Origin of the sequence: Ornithinibacter aureus (assembly GCF_009858245.1) — a bacterium.
Taxonomy (GTDB): domain Bacteria; phylum Actinomycetota; class Actinomycetes; order Actinomycetales; family Dermatophilaceae; genus Fodinibacter; species Fodinibacter aureus.
Genome location: NZ_VMSB01000001.1, coordinates 600800 through 619123, shown reverse-complemented (window position 1 = coordinate 619123; position 18324 = coordinate 600800). Strand labels below are relative to the sequence as shown.

The following is an 18324-nucleotide window of genomic DNA, read 5'->3' as shown; positions in this document are numbered from 1 at the left end:
AGCACATGTCGGGTGGTTTCCTCGGCCGTCTCTTCGGTCGCGACGAGCAGGGCTCCGCGAGCGGTCGGCTCGTGGTGCCCTCCGTGCCCACGAGCGAGGACCTCCTCGCGTCCCTGGACCGGGTCGCCGAGATGGTCTCCGACGGGGCGGTACCCGGCCCGGTCGCCTCGAGGGTCCGCCGCATCGACCGCGTCGTGCGCGACACCATCCCGCGGCTGTCACGCCTGGGCGCCGGCAGCCCTCGGGCCTACACGGTGATGGCCACCGCGACGAACTACCTGCCCGAGGCGATCGGGGGGTACCTTCGCCTGCCACGCCACTTCGCGGACAACCGCCCCGTCGACAACGGCAAGTCATCGCTCATGGTGCTCGTCGACCAGCTCGACCTCCTGGCGGCGACGATGGACCAGGTCTTCGATGCCGTCTGCCGTGAGGACGCAGACGCCCTCGTCGCCCACGGCCGCTTCCTCGCCGAGAAGTTCGGCTCGGCGAGCAACGGAGGCTCCCTCGACGTCGGTGGCCCCGCCGGCTCCGCGCCCTTGTCGCCGCCTGCCATCCCGTCACCGCCCTCGTCGCCGGAGGACGGGCCAGCCGGGCCGCAGCGCCTCCAGCCACCGTCCGGGTCCGGGGCGGCATGACCCCGGCCCAGAACCACACCGACCCGAAGGCCACCCCGACGCTCGAGGAGGCGGTGGATGCCGTCGCGGCGCTGGCTTCCAGCGCCGGCCTCGACGTGGCGGCGGCGCGTCGTGAAGCCCTCCAGCTCGCCGCAGCCGTTGCGGAGTCCGCGCCGGGCGCGGCCGGTGACTGGGCCGCGGCAGCCGGTGTCACGGCATCCGGCGGTACGGCATCCGGTGCCTCGGCGACCCAGGCCTTCTTCGACGCGGCGAGCATGGGCCGCCGCTGGCGGGAGTCGCCGACGGCGATCCTGAGCGGCCTCGTCGCGCAGGCGTCCTCGTCCGCGGGTGACTACGCGCAGGCTCTGGCGCGGGTCGCGTCCGCAGCCTGTGGTCTCGGTGAACCGACGATGCGCGTCATCGGCAACGCGTCGGTCGCCGCCGCCGCCCAGCTCGGTGCGGTCACCCGTACGCATCCCGGGTTGGTACCGGAGCACATCCCTTTGCGGCCTGCGACGTGGCCGAACCCGGCCGTCGCGGCGTGGGAGACGTCGGTGCCGGGGGGTGAGGCACCCGCGCCCGCGGGGCAGCCGCAGGTCGATCCCGCTGCGCCGGAGCCGGTCGAGGAGGCGCCGGAACCCGCCCGCAGCCTCGAGGAGCTGCTCGCCGAGCTCGACGGCCTCATCGGCCTCGAGCGGGTCAAGCGCGAGATCCACCGCCAGGTGGCGGTGCTGCGGGTCGAGAAGCTTCGGGTGGATGCCGGTCTCAAGGCGCCGACGATGACGCGCCACCTGGTGTTCACCGGCAACCCCGGCACCGGGAAGACCACCGTCGCCCGTCTTGTCGGAGGCATCTACCAGGCGCTCGAGCTGCTCTCCGAGGGCCACCTCGTCGAGGTCGACCGCTCGGAACTCGTCGCCGGCTACCTCGGGCAGACGGCGACCAAGACGGCCGAGGTCGTCGCCTCCGCGGCCGGGGGAGTGCTCTTCATCGACGAGGCCTACAGCCTGACGAGCAGCGGCCCCAGTGGCGACCAGTACGGGCGCGAGGCCGTCGACACGCTCGTCAAGGAGATGGAGGACCGCCGAGACGACCTCGTCGTCATCGTGGCGGGATACCCGGCGCCGATGGAGACCTTCATCGGTGCCAACCCCGGTCTGGCCAGCCGCTTCCGCACGACCATCGAGTTCGAGGACTACACCGACGACGAGCTCGTCGCGATCCTGCTGCACGTGGCCAAGGGTGCGGACTACGAAGTGCTCCCCGAGGCCGTCGAGCGCTTCCGGGAGGTGCTGGCCCGCACCCCTCGGGGGGACGGCTTCGGCAACGGCCGGTTCTCGCGCAACGCCCTCGAGGCGGCGATCGGTCACCACGCGTGGCGGCTGCGGAAGGTCGACAACCCGACCCTGGAACAGTTGCGGCAACTCGTCGCCAAGGACTTCGACACCGAGCCACAGGACGACACAGCACCGGACGACATGCCCGCGGACGCCAGCGCACCCCCGTCGTCGGAGGACCTGGCCGTCGACGGAGCCGACCCCGACCTCCCTGCGTCACACGAGCCCACGTCATCTGGAGGCACCCCGTGACGACCCCCACGTCAGCGATGGCCACCCCGCCACCGCCCCCGACCCCCAGTGCTGCGGCGGCCGCCGCCACTGCGGCCCCGGCAGGCCGACCGGCCGCAACGCCCGCCCCGCCTGCGCCACCGGCAGGGGCCCCGGCACCGTCCGGTGCAGCCCGCAGCGCGCTGACGGGGCTGCTGGCCGGCACGCCCGGCCGGCTGCGTGCACTAGGGGTGCTCGGGGTCGTCGCGGCCCTGGTGTTCGGGCTCGGCGCTGCGCAGGCCTTCCGCTCGGCGTCGGGCGCCGTCGATCGGGCCGCGGCGAACGCCGACCAGGTGGTGCGGATCCAGGCGATCCAGACCAACGTCGTGCAGGCCGACGCCGTCGCCACGAATGCCTTCCTCGTCGGCGGCCTCGAGCCGGCCAGCCAACGCGAGGCATACACGACGGCGATCGCCACGGCATCCGCCCTCATCGCCGAGGCCGCACAGAACCAGCCCGCCGACGGCGCCGCGCTGGCCGCCCTCAACGCCGAGCTCGTGGCGTACGCAGGTCAGATCGAGATCGCTCGGGCCAACAACCGTCAGGGGTTGCCGATCGGCGCGCAGTACCTTCGCTCGGCCAGCGCGGACCTGCGGGCGCAGGCACTGCCCCTGCTCAGCAACCTCGCGCAGGCCAACGACGAGCGCGTGGCGCTGGAGTTCAACCGAGCAGGCCAGGCCCTGTGGTGGCTGATGGTCCCCGGCCTGCTGGCCCTCGCGGCACTCGGCGCAGCCCTCACCTGGATCGCTCGGCACTCCCACAGGTACGTCAACGTGCCGCTGGCCGGTGCGGCCCTCGTCGTGCTGGTCACGCTCGTGGGCGGGGCCGCCGGGCTCCTCGGGGTCAAGGCCGATGTCGACACCACTCGCGACGGCGAGTACGCCGCCACCCGCGCTGTCGCCGCCGCGCGCACGGCCGCCTTCGACGCCAAGGCCAACGAGAGCCTCACCCTGATCGCTCGTGGGTCGGGGGCAGCCTTCCAGGAGGCCTGGGCGGCGTCGTCCGAGGCGGTGACGACGCAGTTCGCCACGCTTGAGGCCAACCTCGTCGCCACCGGCCTGGACGAGCAGCTGTGGGCCGACTACGTCGCCGCCCACGAGGAGATCCGGGCCCTGGACGACTCCGGTGACTGGGACGGCGCCGTGGACCTGGCAACCGGCACCGGTGCCGGCACCGGGAACACGACCTTCGCGGCCTTCGACGAGGACTCCGCCCAGGTGCTGAGCGACGTCGCGGACCGCACCGCCTCCTCCCTCGCCGACACCGGGGGCTGGCTGCCCATCGGTGGGATCCTGAGCGTGCTCGTGGGGTTGCTGGCGGCAGGGTTGTCCTGGTGGGGAGTCTCGCAGCGACTGGAGGAGTACCGATGAGCCGCGAGACGCGAGCCGGTCGCAGCAGCGCCGCCGTCAGGGCCACCGCCACGGCGACCTTCGCAACGACCTCCAGGGTGACGGCGACGGCGATGTCCAGGGAGACGTCCAGGGCGGGCGCCGCCCTCGCCCTCGTCGCCGCTGTGACGCTCGCGGCTGCCTGCTCCAGCGCAGGGGCCTACGACCCGACCCCCCTGTACACCCCGTCACCCACGGCCAGCCCCTCGGCCACGCCGTCGCCGTCGGCCAGCCCGTCGCCAGCGCCGACGGGCACCGACGTCGTCACGGCCAACTGCCTGGCCTCCTACGAACCGCTCAAACCCATGCCTGCACCGGGTGCGATGCCCGCCGGCTCGACGATGCGCGAGATCCAGCAGCGTGGCCGCCTCATCGCCGGTGTCTCGGCCGACACGCTGACGCTGGCCGCGCGCAACCCGATCAACGGCCGCATCGAGGGCTTCGACATCGACATGATCCGCGCGGTGTCACAGGCGATCTTCGGCAGCCCGGACAAGGTCGAGCTGCGCGTGATCACCGCGGCGCAGCGGCTGCCCGCGCTCCAGGACGGCAGCGTCGACATCGTCGCCCGCAACATGACGATCACCTGCGCCCGGTGGAAGGACATCGCCTTCTCCACCGAGTACTACCGTTCCGGCCAGAAGGTCATGGTCCGGCTCGGGGAGCGCACCGACAGCGGAGGTGAGATCACCGGCATCCGCGACCTCGTCGGCAAGAAGGTCTGTGCTCCGAACGGGTCGACGAGCATGGACAAGCTGCGCACCTTCGAGGGGGTCGAGGCGGTCGGCGCGAGCACGCACACCGGGTGCCTCGTGCTCTTCCAGCAGGGGGCGGTCGACGCCATCACCGGCGACGACACGGTGCTCGCCGGCCTGGCCGCACAGGACCCCTTCGTCGAGGTCGTCCAGGGGGCGGCCTTCACCGCCGAGCCCTACGGGCTGGGGGTCAACCAGGAGAACGTCGACTTCGTGCGGTTCGTCAACGGGGTGCTCGCCGACATGAAGGCCGACGGCCGCTGGAAGGCCAGCTACACCACGTGGCTCGCCGAGGCCCTCGGCCCGGCCCCCAAGCCACCGGCCCCCGTCTACGGGCGGAACCCGTGATCTCCGTGGCGAGGAAGGCCACCGCACCCCGGGCGCCCGGTCGACTCGGGCGGCCGCTGCAGGCGCAGGACGCGCTGGAGTACCTCAGCGCCCTCGGCACCTGGCGCGAGGAGCGCAAGCGCGAGCTCGACCACATCGACGAGGCTGCCCTCGCCGCGAGCGACGGGTCTGCGCACACGGGTGACCTGCTGCTGTCGATGGCGCTGTGGAAGGCCGTGGCAGACCGGCACGACCTCCTCGTGGCGACGTGGGACTCGGGCCGCGTCGGCCCGACCGAGCTCGAGCGGTTGTCCACCCTCATCTGGGGGCGACTCGACACCACGACCGCCGGGGGGCCGGTCTCCGCCGGGGGAGCCCTGGCGGTCTCCCTCCCCGAGGCCTGCCGTCTCAGCGACGCCCTTGCCGCGTCCCTGCGCGCCAGGCTCGGCCTCGACGCCTCCGAGGCCGACACCCAGGCGCGGCTGCGGTCGCTGCGGGCCTCGGTCGAACGGGTTCGCGACCTCGTCGAGCGCGAGAGCGCCATCGGTCGGCAGTCCGCGAGCGCCACCCTCGAGCGCCTCGACACCAGGCTCTCCGACGTGGCGGCCCGCGCCCAGCGCGGTGCTGACGTCGGGGGCCTGCTCGGCCCCCTCGAGCAGGAGTGCGCACGCGCCGAACGTGACCTCATCGTCGGTGCGTCCACCCGGCGGGCCGACGCCCACGACGAGGCCCGCGCCCGTGCCCTTCGAGCAGAGCTCGAGGCGCGGGGGGCCGCGGTCCGCGCGCTCGAGGCGCGGTGTGTCGCACAGGTCGTGCCGGCGCCGAGGTTTGCCGTGCCCGACGTCTCGGCCCTGGGCCCAGTGCCCACCGACCCGGATGCCGTCGACGCCTACCTCGTGCGGTTGGATGCCGTCGGGCGCGCCCTGACCATCGCCCAGGACGCGTACGCCTCGGCCCTCGCGGAGCGGGACGAACTGCGTGGCCGCCTCGAGGCGTACGCCGCCAAGGCCACCCTGGCCGCGGGCGGGTCGGGAACGGCGCTCCTGGCGGACCTCGACGAGCTCGCTGGGCGAGTGCGGGAGACCGTGGACGCCTCGCCCGCCGACCTGGTCCGGGCACGGGCCCTCATGGCGGCCTACCAGGCTTACCTGGGGGCGCTGCCGACCACGGGCGGCGGATCAATCCACCAGACACGGGGAGGACACCGATGAGCACGACGGCCTGCGCCGAGCCCGGCTGCACGGGCTCGATCCTGGACGGCTACTGCGACGTCTGCGGCTCGCCTGCCGCACCCACCTCGAGTGCCGCACCCACCTCGAACGCCCCACCAGCCGGCGCGGCATCCACCGCCACGGCACCGGCCGGGGTGGCCCACAGCCCGTCCACGGTGTCGCGCGCATCGAACCGCCTCGCGTCCACCGCCCTGGGCTCCGCGCGCGCCGGGGCCGGCGGCAGTTCGGTCACCCGCAGGGTCGGGACCTCGTCGACCCGCCTGCGCGGGGCCCGTCTCGGCGCAGGACTGACGACGATCCCCCCGGTCGCCGCAGTCGACGCGGCCAAGGCCGTGCTCGAGAACCCGATGGTCCCCGAGGACCGGCGCACCTGCCCCTCGTGCGGGTCACCGGTGGGTCGCTCCCGCGACGGGCAGCCCGGTCGCACCGAGGGGTTCTGCCCCACGTGCCGCAACCCCTTCTCCTTCACCCCGAAGCTCAAGCCCGGCGACGTCGTCGGCGGTCAGTACGTCGTCGCCGGGGCGATCGCCCACGGTGGCCTGGGCTGGATCTACGCCGCCCGCGACCGCAACGTCTCCGACCGGTGGGTCGTCCTCAAGGGCCTGCTCAACTCGGGTGACCCCGATGCCCTTGCCGCGGCCATCGCCGAGCGGCAGTTCCTCGCGCAGGTCGAGCACCCGCTCATCGTCGAGATCTACAACTTCGTCACCCACGAGGGTGCCGGCTACATCGTCATGGAGTACGTCGGCGGGACCTCGCTCAAGCAGTTGCTCAAGGCGCGGATGAAGGAGGCGGGTGGGGCCTACAACCCGCTGCCCGTCGACCAGGCGATCGCCTTCGTGCTCGAGGTGCTCCCCGCGTTCTCCTACCTGCACGACCTCGACCTCGTCTACTGCGACTTCAAGCCGGACAACGTCATCCAGGTGGGTGACGCCGTGCGCCTGATCGACCTCGGTGGGGTCCGGCGGATCGACGACGCGGACTCCGCGATCTACGGCACCGTCGGCTACCAGGCCCCCGAGGTCGCGGAGGTCGGGCCGTCGGTGGCCTCGGACATCTACACCATCGGCCGCACCCTCGTCGTGCTCGCGATGGAGTTCCGGGGCTACCAGAGCACCTACGTGAGCAGCCTGCCGCCGCTCGCCGACACCCCGTTGTTCCAGGAGTACGACTCCTTCTACCGCCTGCTGCTCAAGGCCTGTGCCCCGGACCCGGCCGACCGCTTCGCCTCTGCCGACGAGCTGCGCGTGCAGCTGCTCGGTGTGCTGCGCGAGGTGGTGGCGCAGCACCGCCGTGGTGCGGCCGAGCACTCGACGTCGTCGTTGCTCTTCGACGTCCCCACCGTGGCCGATGACTCCCTGAACTGGCAGGACCTGCCCGGTCTGCGACCTGATGAGGGCGACCCGCAGCTGTCGTGGCTGCGCACGGTCAGCATCGACGACCCGCTCCAGCGGCTCGAGGCGCTCCAGGGAGCCCCCGAGATCAGCGCGGAGGTGCTGCTGGCCCGGGCCAGGGCCGGCCTCGAGGCAGCCCAGGGTGCGCGCGTGGACGATGCCGTTCAGACCCTGCTGGCCAACGATCCGTGGGACTGGCGGGCGGTGTGGATGTCGGGTCTGCTCGCGCTGGCCCGAGGTGACACCACGCAGGCGCAGAGCGCCTTCAACGCCGTCTACGGGCAGGTCCCCGGTGAGCTGGCTCCGAAACTGGCGCTGGCCTTCGCCTGCGAGAGCGGGGGAGAGGCCGATGTCGCCGAGTCGCTCTACACCGTGTGTGCCCGAACCGACGCCAACTACATCGCTCCCGCGGCCTTCGGCCTGGCGCGCATCCGCGCCGCGCGCGGTGACGTCGCAGGAGCCGTGCGCGCCCTCGACCTCGTCCCCGGCACGAGCAGGGCGTTCACCCGGGCTCGACGGCGCCGGGCCGGCCTGCTGGCCTCGTCCGGCGGCGGCCTGCCCTCCCTGGCCCAGGCGCTCGACAGCATCGACAACCTCACCATCGACCCGACGGACCGGTCACGCTTTCGGGTCGAGGTGTTCTCCGAGGCCCTGGAGCTGGTCCAGGGCGGGGGCGGGGACTCCACGATCCGCCTCGGTGGGCATCCGGCATCCGAGCCGGCGCTGCGCGACGGCCTCGAGTCGGCCCTGCGCGAACTCGCCGCGATCACCGACGACCGGGACACGAAGGTGGCGCTCGTCGATCGGGCCAACGGCGTGCGGCGGTGGACCCTGCGATGACCGATGAGGCGACCCCCTGCCCGTCGTGTGGCAGCCACGTGAGCGCGGGCGAGCGGTTCTGCGAGGGCTGTGGTGCCGATCTGGGCACTGCTGCGGCCCCTGGCTCACCTGCGGCCCCTGACGCACCTGCGGCGGCACCGCTGGTCGAGCCACTGGGGGAGGTGCCGACGGCGGCGACGCCGGCCGCGGCAGCGGGAGCAGTGCCCGCGTGCCACTCCTGCGGTGGAGCGGTCGCCGACGACGGCTACTGCACCGAGTGCGGCACCGCGGCCGTCAAGCCGCGCGACCACTTCACGGAGCAGCCCGCGGCGTGGGTCGCCGCCGTGTGCGACCGCGGGATCCGCCACCATCGCAACGAGGATGCCGTGGCCCTGGCGGCGTCGTCGTCGCCGGGGGAGCGGGCCGTGCTCGTCGTGTGCGACGGCGTGTCGAGCTCGACCGACTCCGACGTCGCGAGCCTGGCCGCGGCCCGGGCCGCCCGCGACGTGCTCCAGCACTCCCAGCCGCGCGGCTTGGGCACCCCCGCCAGTGGGGTCGCCGCGACGGCGCGGGCCCTGTCCCTCGCCGCCGACGCCGCGAACACCGCGGTCATCGCCAACACGGCCCCGGGGCCCGGCAACCCGGCATCCTGCACGTTCGTCGCAGGAGTCGTCGACGGCCCGGTGCTCGTCGTGGGTTGGGTCGGCGACAGCCGGGCCTACTGGGTCCCTGACGTCGGTGACGCCGCCCTGCTGACGACGGACGACTCGTTCGCGGCCGACCAGATCGCGGCAGGCGCCGACCGGGAGGTCGCCGAGAACGGCCCGCATGCCCACGCCATCACGAGGTGGCTCGGCAGCGACGCACCCGACCACACCCCACGCACCGTCTCCCTCGACCTCGACGCTGCGGGCTGGGTGCTCGTCTGCTCCGACGGCCTGTGGAACTACTGCTCCGCTCCGGCCGACCTCGCGCAGCTGGTCAGCGCGACGAGGGCGAGCGTGGGTGACGAGCCACTGCCGCTCGCGGCGGCACTCGTGCAGTGGGCGAACGCCCAGGGTGGGCGCGACAACATCACCGTGGCGCTGGCCCGCATCGACCCGACCCCCACCGCGACGGGCACCCCGCCCGCGGCCCACCGAGAGGAAGTCTCCGCAGATGCCAACGTTCTCCGCTGACGTCTACCAGAACGAGTTCCTGCCCGACGGGGGCACGGACGTGCACGCCATCGTCACCGTCACCTGCTCCGGCGCGGGGGCGGTGGGCCAGGCCGGCGCCGGCGACGCCGCCGAGCTCGTCATCGTCGACACCTCGGGGTCGATGGACGGCGAGAACATCGCGGCGGCGCGCACCGCGGCGGCCGCCGCCCTGGACCAGATCAACGACGGGGTCTGGTTCGCGGTGATCGCGGGCAGCCACGAGGCCAGGCTGGCCTACCCGTACGGCCGGGAACTCGGCATGGTGCGCATGGAAGACCAGACCCGTGCGCAGGCCAAGGCGGCCGTCGCCGGGTTCGCCGCCGACGGCGGGACGGCCATGGGCACCTGGCTGACCCTGGCCACCCGGGTACTTGCCAGCGTCCCGTCGGCGGTGCAGCGACACGCGATCCTGCTCACCGACGGCATCAACCAGCACGAGACCCCCGAGCAGCTCTCGGCGGCGATCGAGGGCGCCCGCGGACAGTTCCAGGCCGACTGCCGCGGGGTGGGCGCCGCGTGGGAGGTCGCCGAGGTGCGCCGCATCGCCACCGCCCTGATGGGAACGGTCGACCTCATCGCCCGCCCGGAGGACATGGCCGCCGACTTCGAGGGCATCATGCGCGCCGCGATGGGGCGCGGCGTCGCCGAGGCGGCCCTTCGGGTGTGGGCGCCCCAGGGTGCGCAGGTGCTGTTCGTGCGTCAGGTCGCCCCGACCGTCGAGGACCTCACCGCCCGCCGTCAGGACGTCAACCCCCTCACCGGTGCCTACCCGACCGGCGCGTGGGGAGATGAGTCCCGCGACTACCACGTGGCGGTCCGCCTGGCGGCCAAGGTCGTCGGGCAGGAGCAGCTGGCAGCCCGCGTGCAGGTCGCCATCGGTGACGAGGTGCTCGCCCAGGGCCTCGTGAAGGCCCTGTGGTCCAACGACGACACGCTCACCACCCGCATCGACCCCGCCGTCGCGCACTACACCGGGCAGGCCGAGCTGGCCGAGGTGATCCAGGACGGGCTGGCGGCCAAGGCTGCGGGGGACAGCGACACCGCGACGGCCAAGCTCGGCCGGGCGGTCCAGCTCGCGGCCGAGACCGGCAACGAGGAGGCCACGACGAGGCTGCGCAAGATCGTCGAGATCGAGGACGCCGACACCGGGACCGTCCGGCTCAAGCGCAGCGTCGACAAGCTCGACGAGATGGCCCTGGACACGGCGTCCACGAAGACGACGCGGGTGAAGAAGTGAGCACCCCCGCCGTCTGCCCCAACGGCCACGACTCCCAGGCCTCGGACTACTGCGACACCTGCGGCGCCCCGATCTCGCAGAACGGAGCGGCAGCGGGCGGTGCCGCGACCCCGGACGGGGGCGCCACGGCATCCACCCCCGAGGCCGAGCCCGAGACGTGCCCCAGCTGCGGTGCGGACAAGGCCGCCTCGGCCCTGTTCTGCGAGGCCTGCGGCTACGACTTCACCACCGGCACCATGCCCCGCTCGACGCAGCCGGTGGGCGAAGGTGCGGTCGAGGCCGAGGGGCAGGCGACTGCGGACGCTGGCGCGAGCGCCTCGGCACCGACACCGCTGGCCCAGCCCATCGGGGCCGAGTGGGTCGTCGAGGTCTGGGTCGACCCCGACTGGTACAGCTCCCAGGGCAGCAGCGACCCCTGTCCGTCGCCGGGGCTGCCGAGCACGGTGCTCCTGCGCGCGAAGAGCGTGCTCGTCGGGCGCCCGTCCACCAGCCGCAACATCCACCCCGAGGTCGACCTCACCGGCGACCCGGGCGTCAGTCGCCGACAGGCCCAGCTGACCACCGACGGTCAGCGCTGGTGGGTCGAGGACCTCCAGTCCTCCAACGGCACGTACGTCGGGCCTGCCAGCGGGCCGCTGCCCGTCGACCCCATCGCTCCCGGCACGCGCCACGAGTTCTCCGAGGACGACCGGGTGTACGTCGGGGCCTGGACGCGACTCGTCGTGCGGCGCGCGACCCCCGAGGAGCAGTAGCCGGGCTCAGGGGCAGCAACGGGGCCCAGAGCGCCGAGACAGGGTTCAGAGCGCCGCGGCCATCCGGTGCACGGAGTCCTCGATGATCTCCGGCGACGTCGCGAGGTTGAGCCGGACGAACCCCCGTCCGGTCTGCGGGCCGTACTGCGGCCCGGACCCGAGGGCGACCCGGCCTTGCCGGAGGAACACCGACGACGGGTCGTCGCCGAGCCCGAGGTCGCCGCAGTCCAGCCACGCGAGGTAGGTCGCGTCCGGGGCCTGCCAGCGGATCGCGGGCAGGTGCTCGGCGAGGAGCCGGGCCAGGAGCGTGCGGTTGGCGTCGAGCTCGCTGACCAGCTGGGCCAACCACTGCCTGCCGTCGTCCAGGGCGGCGACGTGGGCGATCGCCCCGATGTGGGACGAGCCGTGGGTGTGCACCTCGTGCAGGCGGGCCATGTCGTCGGCTGCCTGCGCCCCCGCCAGGACGAGGGCCGACTTCAGCCCGGCGAGGTTCCAGCCCTTGGACGGCGAGAAGACCGAGAAGCCTCGTTCACCGCCCGGCACGGTGAGGAACGGGGTGAACGCGGCGCCACCGGGGAAGACGATCGGGGCGTGGATCTCGTCGGCGACGACCCGCACCCCGAACTCGTCGGCCAGCGCGGCCAGGGTCGTGAGCTCGTCGCGGGTGTGGACGGTCCCGGTGGGGTTCTGGGGGTTGCACAGCAGGTATGCCGCCCGCTCGCCGCGCGCGGTCGCCTCCCGGAACGCCGTGCGTAGGGCGTCGGGGTCGAGGCGTCCGTCAGCGGTGAGCGGTGCGTCGACGGTGCGCCGGCCGATGGCGTCGAGGAACCCGTAGAAGGCGTTGTACGTGGGGGAGGACAGGACGACGGGCCCGCCCTCGTCGGTCAGCAGGCGCAGCAGCTCGCTGGCACCGATCATGACGTCGGGCACGATCATCGAGGCGTCGGTGTCGACCTGCCAGCCCCACGTCGCGTCGGCGAAGCGGGCCACCGCCTCGGCATAGCGCGGGCCCCAGCCGTACCCGGTGTCGCCACGACGCATGGCCGCGGTCACTGCGTCGACGACCGCGGGGCACGGTGCGGCGTCCATCTCGGCCACCCAGAGCGGCAGCACGTCCGGCGGGTAGGCCACCCACTTCACGCTCGTGCGGTCACGGCGGTGATCGGACTCGAGGCCACGCAGGAGGGGGGCAGACATGACGACACCCTATGGGGGGTGCGGCGCAGCACCCCCGCACGACATACAGTTGCGCCCATGGCGACGGGCGGGCCCGATGAGCAGGTGAGCGATCGGGTGCTCACCGTGCCGAACGCGCTCTCGGCGCTTCGGCTGGTCGGGGTCCCGGTCTTCCTCTGGGCCATCCTCTCCGAGCGTGACGGGCTGGCCGTCGTGCTGCTCATGGCCTCGGGGCTCACCGACTACCTCGACGGCAAGATCGCTCGAACCTACGGACTGGTCTCGCGTGTCGGTCAGCTGCTCGACCCGATCGCCGACCGTCTCTACATCGTGTCGACCCTGCTCGGACTGGCCTGGCGCGAGATCATCCCGTGGTGGCTCGTGGCGGTGCTCTTCGCCCGCGAGGCCTTCATGGCGGTCGTCGTGCTGATCGCCAAGCGACACGGGTGGGTGGGGCTCCCGGTGCACTTCGCCGGCAAGGCAGCGACGTTCAACCTCCTCTACGCCTTCCCGCTGCTGCTCCTCGCCGACGGCGACGGCACGCTGTCGCGCATCGCGGAACCGGTCGGTTGGGCGTTCGCGTGGTGGGGAACGGCGTTGTACTGGGTCGCCGGCATCCTCTACGCCCTGCAGCTGCGCGCCCTGCTGCAGGTCCGGCGGGTGGACGCGGCGTGAGCGTGCCGCCCACCGACACCACGCCCGCGTCTCCGCCCGAGCCGCCACCGCCGAACCAGCGCACGCGAGCGCCCGACGAGTCGATGAGCCTGCTCACGACGATGCTCCAGCGACCGCTCGACCCCGGGTACGCCGCTGCCGCCGATCGCCGGGAGGCAGCGGGGATGCCGCGTGCGGCGTCGCTGCGCGCCCCGCGCCTCATCATCGCCATGGTCCTGCTCGGCCTGATGGTGGGAGTGGCCGCCTCCAACCTCACCGCGTCGGACTCCCCGCGTGCCCAGGCCCGCAAGGACCTCATCGCCCGGATCGAGGACCGCCGCGCCGAGGTCGACGAGCTGACCGCGCGGGCCACGCAGTTGCAGACGGAGGTCGCCGACCTCGAGGCCCAGCAATTCGGGGCCGTGGGTGACCTCGAGCGCAGCCGGGAACTCGCAGCCACCGTCGGCGCCGTCGAGTTGCAGGGCCCCGGCTTCACCATCACCATGGACGACGCGCCCGGGTCGAGCGCGGACGAGGCCGACCCCAACAGCCCGGAGGCCGAACAGGGCCGCGTCTACGCCAAGGACCTGCGTTTCGTGGTCAACGCCCTCTGGCAGGCCGGGGCCGAGGCCGTCAGCATCAACGGCAACCGTCTCACCTCCCTGTCGGCCATCCGCTTCGCCGGGTCGGCCCTGATCGTCGACAACCGCCCCCTGAACCGGCCCTACGTCATCACCGCCCTCGGTGATCCCGCCCGCTTTCCCGCGGACTTCGCCGATGGCGAGGGGGGCAGCTACCTGTCGACCCTGCGGGGCAGCTTCGGCGTGCGGGTGGACACCACCGTGTCGAAGGAGCTGTCCGTACCCGCCGCGGTGGGTCTGAACCTGCGCTACGCGAGCACGGGGGATACTGGAGAGGCCGCGTCGTCCACCGCAACCCCCGAGAGGAGCTCGTCGTGATCCCAGCCATCGGTCTGGCCCTCGGCATCCTCATCGGCCTGCTCCTGCAGCCCGCGGTGCCGGTCTGGCTGCAGCCCTACCTGCCGATCGCCGTCATCGCGGCGTTGGACGCGGTGTTCGGTGCCGTGCGGGCGATCCTGGACGGGATCTTCGACGACAAGGTGTTCGTCGTCTCCTTCCTCTCCAACGTGGTCGTGGCGGCCTTCATCGTCTTCCTGGGTGACAAGCTCGGCGTCGGGGCCCAGCTGTCCACCGGCGTCGTCGTCGTCCTCGGGGTGCGCATCTTCTCCAACGTGGCGTCGATCCGCCGTCACCTCTTCGACGCATGAGCGAGCAGTCATCAGGCGAGCCCGGGGGGCGCCCGGCTGAGTCCGGGGGACGCCCGGCTGAGTCCGGGGGGCGTCCTGCGGCGAATCCGCCTCGGGCCTGGCGCCGGCTCCTGCGGGCCGGCTCACCCCGTGCGACCCGCGCCAACGTCCTCGCGATGGTGCTGGCCGCGGCACTGGGGTTCGCGATCGTCGCCCAGGTGCGCCAGACCTCCATCCAGGGGCTGGAGAACCTGCGCGAGGACGAACTGGTGCGCATCTTCGCCGGGGTCGACCAGGACGGCGACCGCCTCGCCGACGAGATCCGGGGCCTGGAGAACTCGCTGGAGCTGCTTCAGAGCCAGTCCACGAACGGCGAGGAGGCCCAGCGTGCTGCCCGGGCGCGCCTCGACGCCCTCGGCATCCTCGCCGGCACCGCCCCGGCCAAGGGCCCCGGCATCGTGCTCACGATCACCGGAGTCGACGGCGGCGTCGCGGCGCCCATCATCCTGGACACCGTCCAGGAGTTGCGGGCCGCCGGCGCCGAGGCCATCCAGATCGGGGACGAGCGCGTCGTGGCGAACACGTGGATCTCCGAGCGCGACGGCGAGCTGGTCGTCTCCGGTGAGGTCGTGTCCCCTCCGTACACGATCCGCGCGATCGGGGATGCCAACACGCTGGCCGGCGCGATGGAGATCCCCGGGGGCGTGACCGCCACCGTGCGCCGCGCCGAGGGCAAGACCCAGACCGAGATCCGTGACGAGGTGGCGGTCGATGCGTTGCTCACCCTCGTCCCGCCTCAGTACGCTCGGCCCGTACCGACCACCACCCCCTGATCACACCCGCTCGCGGGCCACACCTAGGAGAGTCATGAGCGACCTCGAGTACCCCGCCGGACTGCGCTACACCGCTGAGCACGAGTGGGTCAGCAGCACCGGTGACACCCTGCGGGTCGGCATCACCTCCTTCGCGCAGGAGGCGCTCGGAGACGTCGTCTACGTGAGCCTGCCCGCGGTCGGCGACACCGTGTCCGCCGGTGGCACGTGCGGCGAGGTGGAGTCCACGAAGTCCGTGAGCGACCTCTACGCCCCGGTCTCCGGGGAGATCACCGCTGTGAACGACTTGCTCGACGCCACCCCGGAACTGGTCAACTCCGACCCCTACGGCGACGGCTGGATGTACGAGCTGCGGCCCAGCGACCCCGCTGCGCTCGACGCCCTGATGGACGTCGAGACGTACACCGCACAGCTGTCCTGACGAGATGGCCCGCCCCTGGGGTGGGTATTGGTCACACCCTGATCTAGGGTGTGACACTCTGCAAGGACTCACGACGACGAGAGGCTGGATGGTCCATGAGTGACGAGCCGGTGGGGGGCCGAGGCCCCGTGCCCGAGTCGACGACGATGCGTCTGGCCGCGGTACAGGCCGAGACGAGCACACGCGTCGAGGAGCCGGTCCACGAGAGCGAGCACGTCCTCACGAAGGCCGATCTCGCAACGGTCGAGGCGCTGCGCCCCGGGACGGCCCTGCTCGTCGTGCTGCGCGGGCCCAACACCGGGGCCCGGTTCCTCCTCGACGACGACGAGGTCGTGTCCGGCCGTCACCCCGACAGCGACATCTTCCTCGACGACGTCACCGTCTCCCGTCGTCACGCGATCTTCCGGCGCACCCCGGAGGGGTTCGTCGTGCGCGACGTGGGCTCGCTCAACGGCACCTACGTCAACCGCGAGCTCGTCGAGGCGGCCACCCTGACCACGGGTGACGAGGTCCAGATCGGCAAGTTCCGCCTCGTCTTCTACGCGAGCCAGGCCTGACCCACCCGTGGCCGAGTCGGCGCCCACGCGCCTCCTCACGGTCGGGGCGGTGGTTCGGGCGTTGGCGGACGAGTTTCCCGACGTCACGATCTCGAAGGTCCGCTTCCTCGAGGCCGAGGGTCTGGTCACGCCGTCGCGCACGGCATCCGGCTACCGCAAGTTCACCGACGGCGACGTGGAGCGGTTGCGCTACGTCCTTCGGGCGCAGCGTGACCGGTTCTGGCCGCTGCGCGTCATCAAGGACAACCTGGATGCGTTGGACCGCGGCCTGACCCTTGCCACGGGGCACGGCGGTCGACCTGCGGCGCCGGACCTGCCTCCCGATCCGGACGTCCCGCAGGCCTCGGAACTCGCTGTCCGCGCGACGCTGCGCCTCACCCCTGCGGAGCTCGCCGAGGCCACCGGGCTGGCGCCGTCTGCCGTGGCCGACCTCGTGACCCACGGCCTGTTGCGGCCCGGCTCCGACGGCCTGCACGACGAGGCGGACCTGGCCGTCGCCCATGCGGCCGCGGGCCTTGCCGGGTACGGGGTCGAGCCTCGTCACCTGCGCGGCTTTCGGGCGGCTGCCGATCGTGAGGTCGGGCTGGTCGAGCAGGTCGTCGGTGCGCGGCGAGGGCAGGACGCCACGTACAGCGCTGCCGAGGTCGCCCACCTGTGCCTGAGGTTGCACGCGGCCCTGGTGCGCGGCGGTCTGGCCGAGGGCCACTGATCGTCGGTCGGGGTACGGTGGCAGGGTGAAGGTCTTGGACGTGCTCGGAGTCCGTGTGGAGATGCCCACCAACCAGCCGATCGTGCTCCTGCGAGAGCGTGACGGCGACCGCTACCTGCCGATCTGGATCGGTGCCGCGGAGGCGACCGCGATCGCCTACGCCCAACAGGGGGTCGTTCCGCCGCGTCCGCTCACTCACGACCTGCTGCGCAACGTCATCGACGAACTCGGTCACACCCTGACGCGGGTGCGCATCGTGGCGCTCAAGGACGGGGTCTTCCACGCCGTGCTCGACCTCGACGGTGGCGCCCAGGCTGGTGGCACCGACATCGAGTCGCGGTCCTCGGACGCGATCGCCCTGGCGCTGCGTGCTGGCGCCGAGATCGTCGCCGAGGAGGAACTCCTCGACGAGGCGGGCATCGAGATGACCCAGACCGAGGACGACGAGGTGGAGAAGTTCAAGGCCTTCCTCGACCACGTCTCGGCTGACGACTTCGACACCGAGGGCGAGAGCTGAGCCGAGCGTCGCGACCCTGCTCGCGACACGCCCGGGGAGCGTGCTCGGGCAGTGGTCGTTGACCTGAGTCACACCTGCCCCTACCGTCACATCTGTCACATCCGTGACTGCAGGGGTGACACTGATGTCATTCCGGCGCGTACAGTCGTCTGCGAAGACGAGTCGAGGAGGTAAGGCGTGGTCTCCACAGGAGAAGCGCGAGAGTCCGGGACCAGTCCCGTCCCTGCACAGGGCGTGCTGTTCGCCGACGACCTCCCCGAGCTCGACGACGAGATCGGTTACCGCGGGCCCACCGCGTGCCGGGCAGCCGGCATCACCTACCGCCAGCTCGACTACTGGGCCCGCACCGGTCTGCTGGAGCCCTCGGTTCGAGCCGCGGGCGGGTCGGGGACCCAGCGCCTCTACGGCTTCCGCGACATCCTCGTGCTCAAGATCGTCAAGCGGCTGCTCGACACCGGGGTCTCGTTGCAGCAGATCCGGATCGCCATCAGCGTGCTTCGCTCCCGCGGTGTCGACGACCTCGCGCAGATCACCCTGATGAGCGACGGGGCGTCGGTCTACGAGTGCACCTCCGACGACGAGGTCATCGACCTGCTCCAGGGCGGCCAGGGAGTCTTCGGCATCGCGGTCGGCAAGGTCTGGCGTGAGGTCGAGGGTGAGCTCGCCAGCCTGCCCAGTGAGCGGGCCGAGCACGACGTCGACGCCGCACCCCGACCGGGCGACGAGCTCGGCGCCCGCCGCGCCCAGCGCCTGGCCTGACGCACGCGCCGACGTTCCGTCCGCGTCCCTGGCCCGGCGTGCCGTGTGACACCTCGCTCGACAGCGCGTCCTGCACCAAGGGTGCGAAGGGTGTCGCGGTGGTA

19 protein-coding genes are annotated in these 18324 nt (G+C 72.5%); 18 read left to right on the top strand and 1 reads right to left on the bottom strand.

From position 1 onward, the window contains the following. Window positions 1-5 precede the first annotated feature (5 nt). Genes C8E84_RS02985 through C8E84_RS02945 form a run of 9 tightly spaced genes read left to right on the top strand, consistent with a single transcriptional unit; the run spans window position 6 to window position 11327 of the window. On the top strand, window positions 6-638 hold the full coding sequence (locus C8E84_RS02985; protein ID WP_246196742.1) for a hypothetical protein: 633 nt from the start codon (window positions 6-8) through the stop codon (window positions 636-638). Continuing rightward, window positions 635-2206: an AAA family ATPase gene (locus tag C8E84_RS02980; protein ID WP_159899365.1), complete on the top strand. Its 1572-nt coding sequence runs from the start codon at window positions 635-637 to the stop codon at window positions 2204-2206. Before C8E84_RS02985 ends, C8E84_RS02980 begins: the two co-directional genes overlap by 4 nt. Continuing rightward, complete coding sequence (locus tag C8E84_RS02975) at window positions 2203-3594, top strand: hypothetical protein (RefSeq protein WP_159899363.1); 1392 nt, start codon at window positions 2203-2205, stop codon at window positions 3592-3594. Before C8E84_RS02980 ends, C8E84_RS02975 begins: the two co-directional genes overlap by 4 nt. Next, window positions 3591-4715: a glutamate ABC transporter substrate-binding protein gene (locus C8E84_RS02970; protein ID WP_246196741.1), complete on the top strand. Its 1125-nt coding sequence runs from the start codon at window positions 3591-3593 to the stop codon at window positions 4713-4715. The genes C8E84_RS02975 and C8E84_RS02970 overlap by 4 nt, the downstream gene beginning before the upstream one ends. Beyond that, entirely contained in the window at window positions 4712-5905 is a 1194-nt protein-coding gene (locus C8E84_RS02965) for a hypothetical protein (RefSeq protein WP_159899361.1), read from the top strand. The genes C8E84_RS02970 and C8E84_RS02965 overlap by 4 nt, the downstream gene beginning before the upstream one ends. Continuing rightward, window positions 5902-8160 carry a serine/threonine-protein kinase gene (locus C8E84_RS02960; protein WP_159899359.1) on the top strand — a complete coding sequence of 753 codons (2259 nt, stop codon included), beginning with the start codon at window positions 5902-5904 and terminating at the stop codon, window positions 8158-8160. Before C8E84_RS02965 ends, C8E84_RS02960 begins: the two co-directional genes overlap by 4 nt. Next, window positions 8157-9317: a PP2C family protein-serine/threonine phosphatase gene (locus C8E84_RS02955; RefSeq protein ID WP_211675356.1), complete on the top strand. Its 1161-nt coding sequence runs from the start codon at window positions 8157-8159 to the stop codon at window positions 9315-9317. The genes C8E84_RS02960 and C8E84_RS02955 overlap by 4 nt, the downstream gene beginning before the upstream one ends. Next, entirely contained in the window at window positions 9298-10575 is a 1278-nt protein-coding gene (locus C8E84_RS02950; RefSeq protein ID WP_159899355.1) for a vWA domain-containing protein, read from the top strand. The genes C8E84_RS02955 and C8E84_RS02950 overlap by 20 nt, the downstream gene beginning before the upstream one ends. After that, on the top strand, window positions 10572-11327 hold the full coding sequence (locus C8E84_RS02945; protein WP_159899353.1) for a double zinc ribbon and FHA domain-containing protein: 756 nt from the start codon (window positions 10572-10574) through the stop codon (window positions 11325-11327). Before C8E84_RS02950 ends, C8E84_RS02945 begins: the two co-directional genes overlap by 4 nt. A 45-nt stretch (window positions 11328-11372) precedes the next feature. Here C8E84_RS02945 and C8E84_RS02940 read toward each other — a convergent pair whose 3' ends face one another. Beyond that, window positions 11373-12524: a MalY/PatB family protein gene (locus C8E84_RS02940; RefSeq protein ID WP_159899351.1), complete on the bottom strand. Its 1152-nt coding sequence runs from the start codon at window positions 12522-12524 to the stop codon at window positions 11373-11375. 57 nt (window positions 12525-12581) lie between these two features. Here C8E84_RS02940 and clsA point away from each other — a divergent pair, with 57 nt between their 5' ends. The 9 genes from clsA (at window position 12582) to C8E84_RS02895 (ending at window position 18220) form a co-directional block, all read left to right on the top strand. Next, window positions 12582-13178, top strand: coding sequence for a cardiolipin synthase ClsA (gene clsA, locus C8E84_RS02935; protein ID WP_159899349.1), 597 nt, complete (start codon window positions 12582-12584; stop codon window positions 13176-13178). After that, complete coding sequence (locus C8E84_RS02930) at window positions 13175-14116, top strand: DUF881 domain-containing protein (RefSeq protein WP_246196740.1); 942 nt, start codon at window positions 13175-13177, stop codon at window positions 14114-14116. Before clsA ends, C8E84_RS02930 begins: the two co-directional genes overlap by 4 nt. Next, window positions 14113-14445: a small basic family protein gene (locus C8E84_RS02925; protein WP_159899347.1), complete on the top strand. Its 333-nt coding sequence runs from the start codon at window positions 14113-14115 to the stop codon at window positions 14443-14445. The genes C8E84_RS02930 and C8E84_RS02925 overlap by 4 nt, the downstream gene beginning before the upstream one ends. Further along, window positions 14442-15257 (top strand): DUF881 domain-containing protein, encoded by an 816-nt coding sequence (locus C8E84_RS02920; RefSeq protein WP_159899345.1) that lies wholly within the window; start codon window positions 14442-14444, stop codon window positions 15255-15257. Before C8E84_RS02925 ends, C8E84_RS02920 begins: the two co-directional genes overlap by 4 nt. Before the next feature lie 34 nt (window positions 15258-15291). Further along, the gene (gene gcvH, locus C8E84_RS02915; RefSeq protein ID WP_159899343.1) at window positions 15292-15678 is read left to right on the top strand and encodes a glycine cleavage system protein GcvH; all 387 of its coding nucleotides are present in this window, start codon (window positions 15292-15294) and stop codon (window positions 15676-15678) included. A 95-nt stretch (window positions 15679-15773) separates the two neighbouring features. Further along, a complete protein-coding gene (locus C8E84_RS02910) occupies window positions 15774-16235 on the top strand; it encodes an FHA domain-containing protein (protein WP_159899341.1) in 462 nt (153 codons plus the stop codon). A gap of 7 nt (window positions 16236-16242) precedes the next feature. Beyond that, the gene (gene ftsR, locus C8E84_RS02905) at window positions 16243-16944 is read left to right on the top strand and encodes a transcriptional regulator FtsR (RefSeq protein WP_159899339.1); all 702 of its coding nucleotides are present in this window, start codon (window positions 16243-16245) and stop codon (window positions 16942-16944) included. Window positions 16945-16969: 25 nt separating this feature from the next. Continuing rightward, complete coding sequence (locus C8E84_RS02900) at window positions 16970-17461, top strand: bifunctional nuclease family protein (protein WP_159899337.1); 492 nt, start codon at window positions 16970-16972, stop codon at window positions 17459-17461. Window positions 17462-17638: 177 nt separating this feature from the next. Beyond that, window positions 17639-18220, top strand: coding sequence for a MerR family transcriptional regulator (locus C8E84_RS02895; RefSeq protein WP_159899335.1), 582 nt, complete (start codon window positions 17639-17641; stop codon window positions 18218-18220). Window positions 18221-18324: the final 104 nt, after the last annotated feature.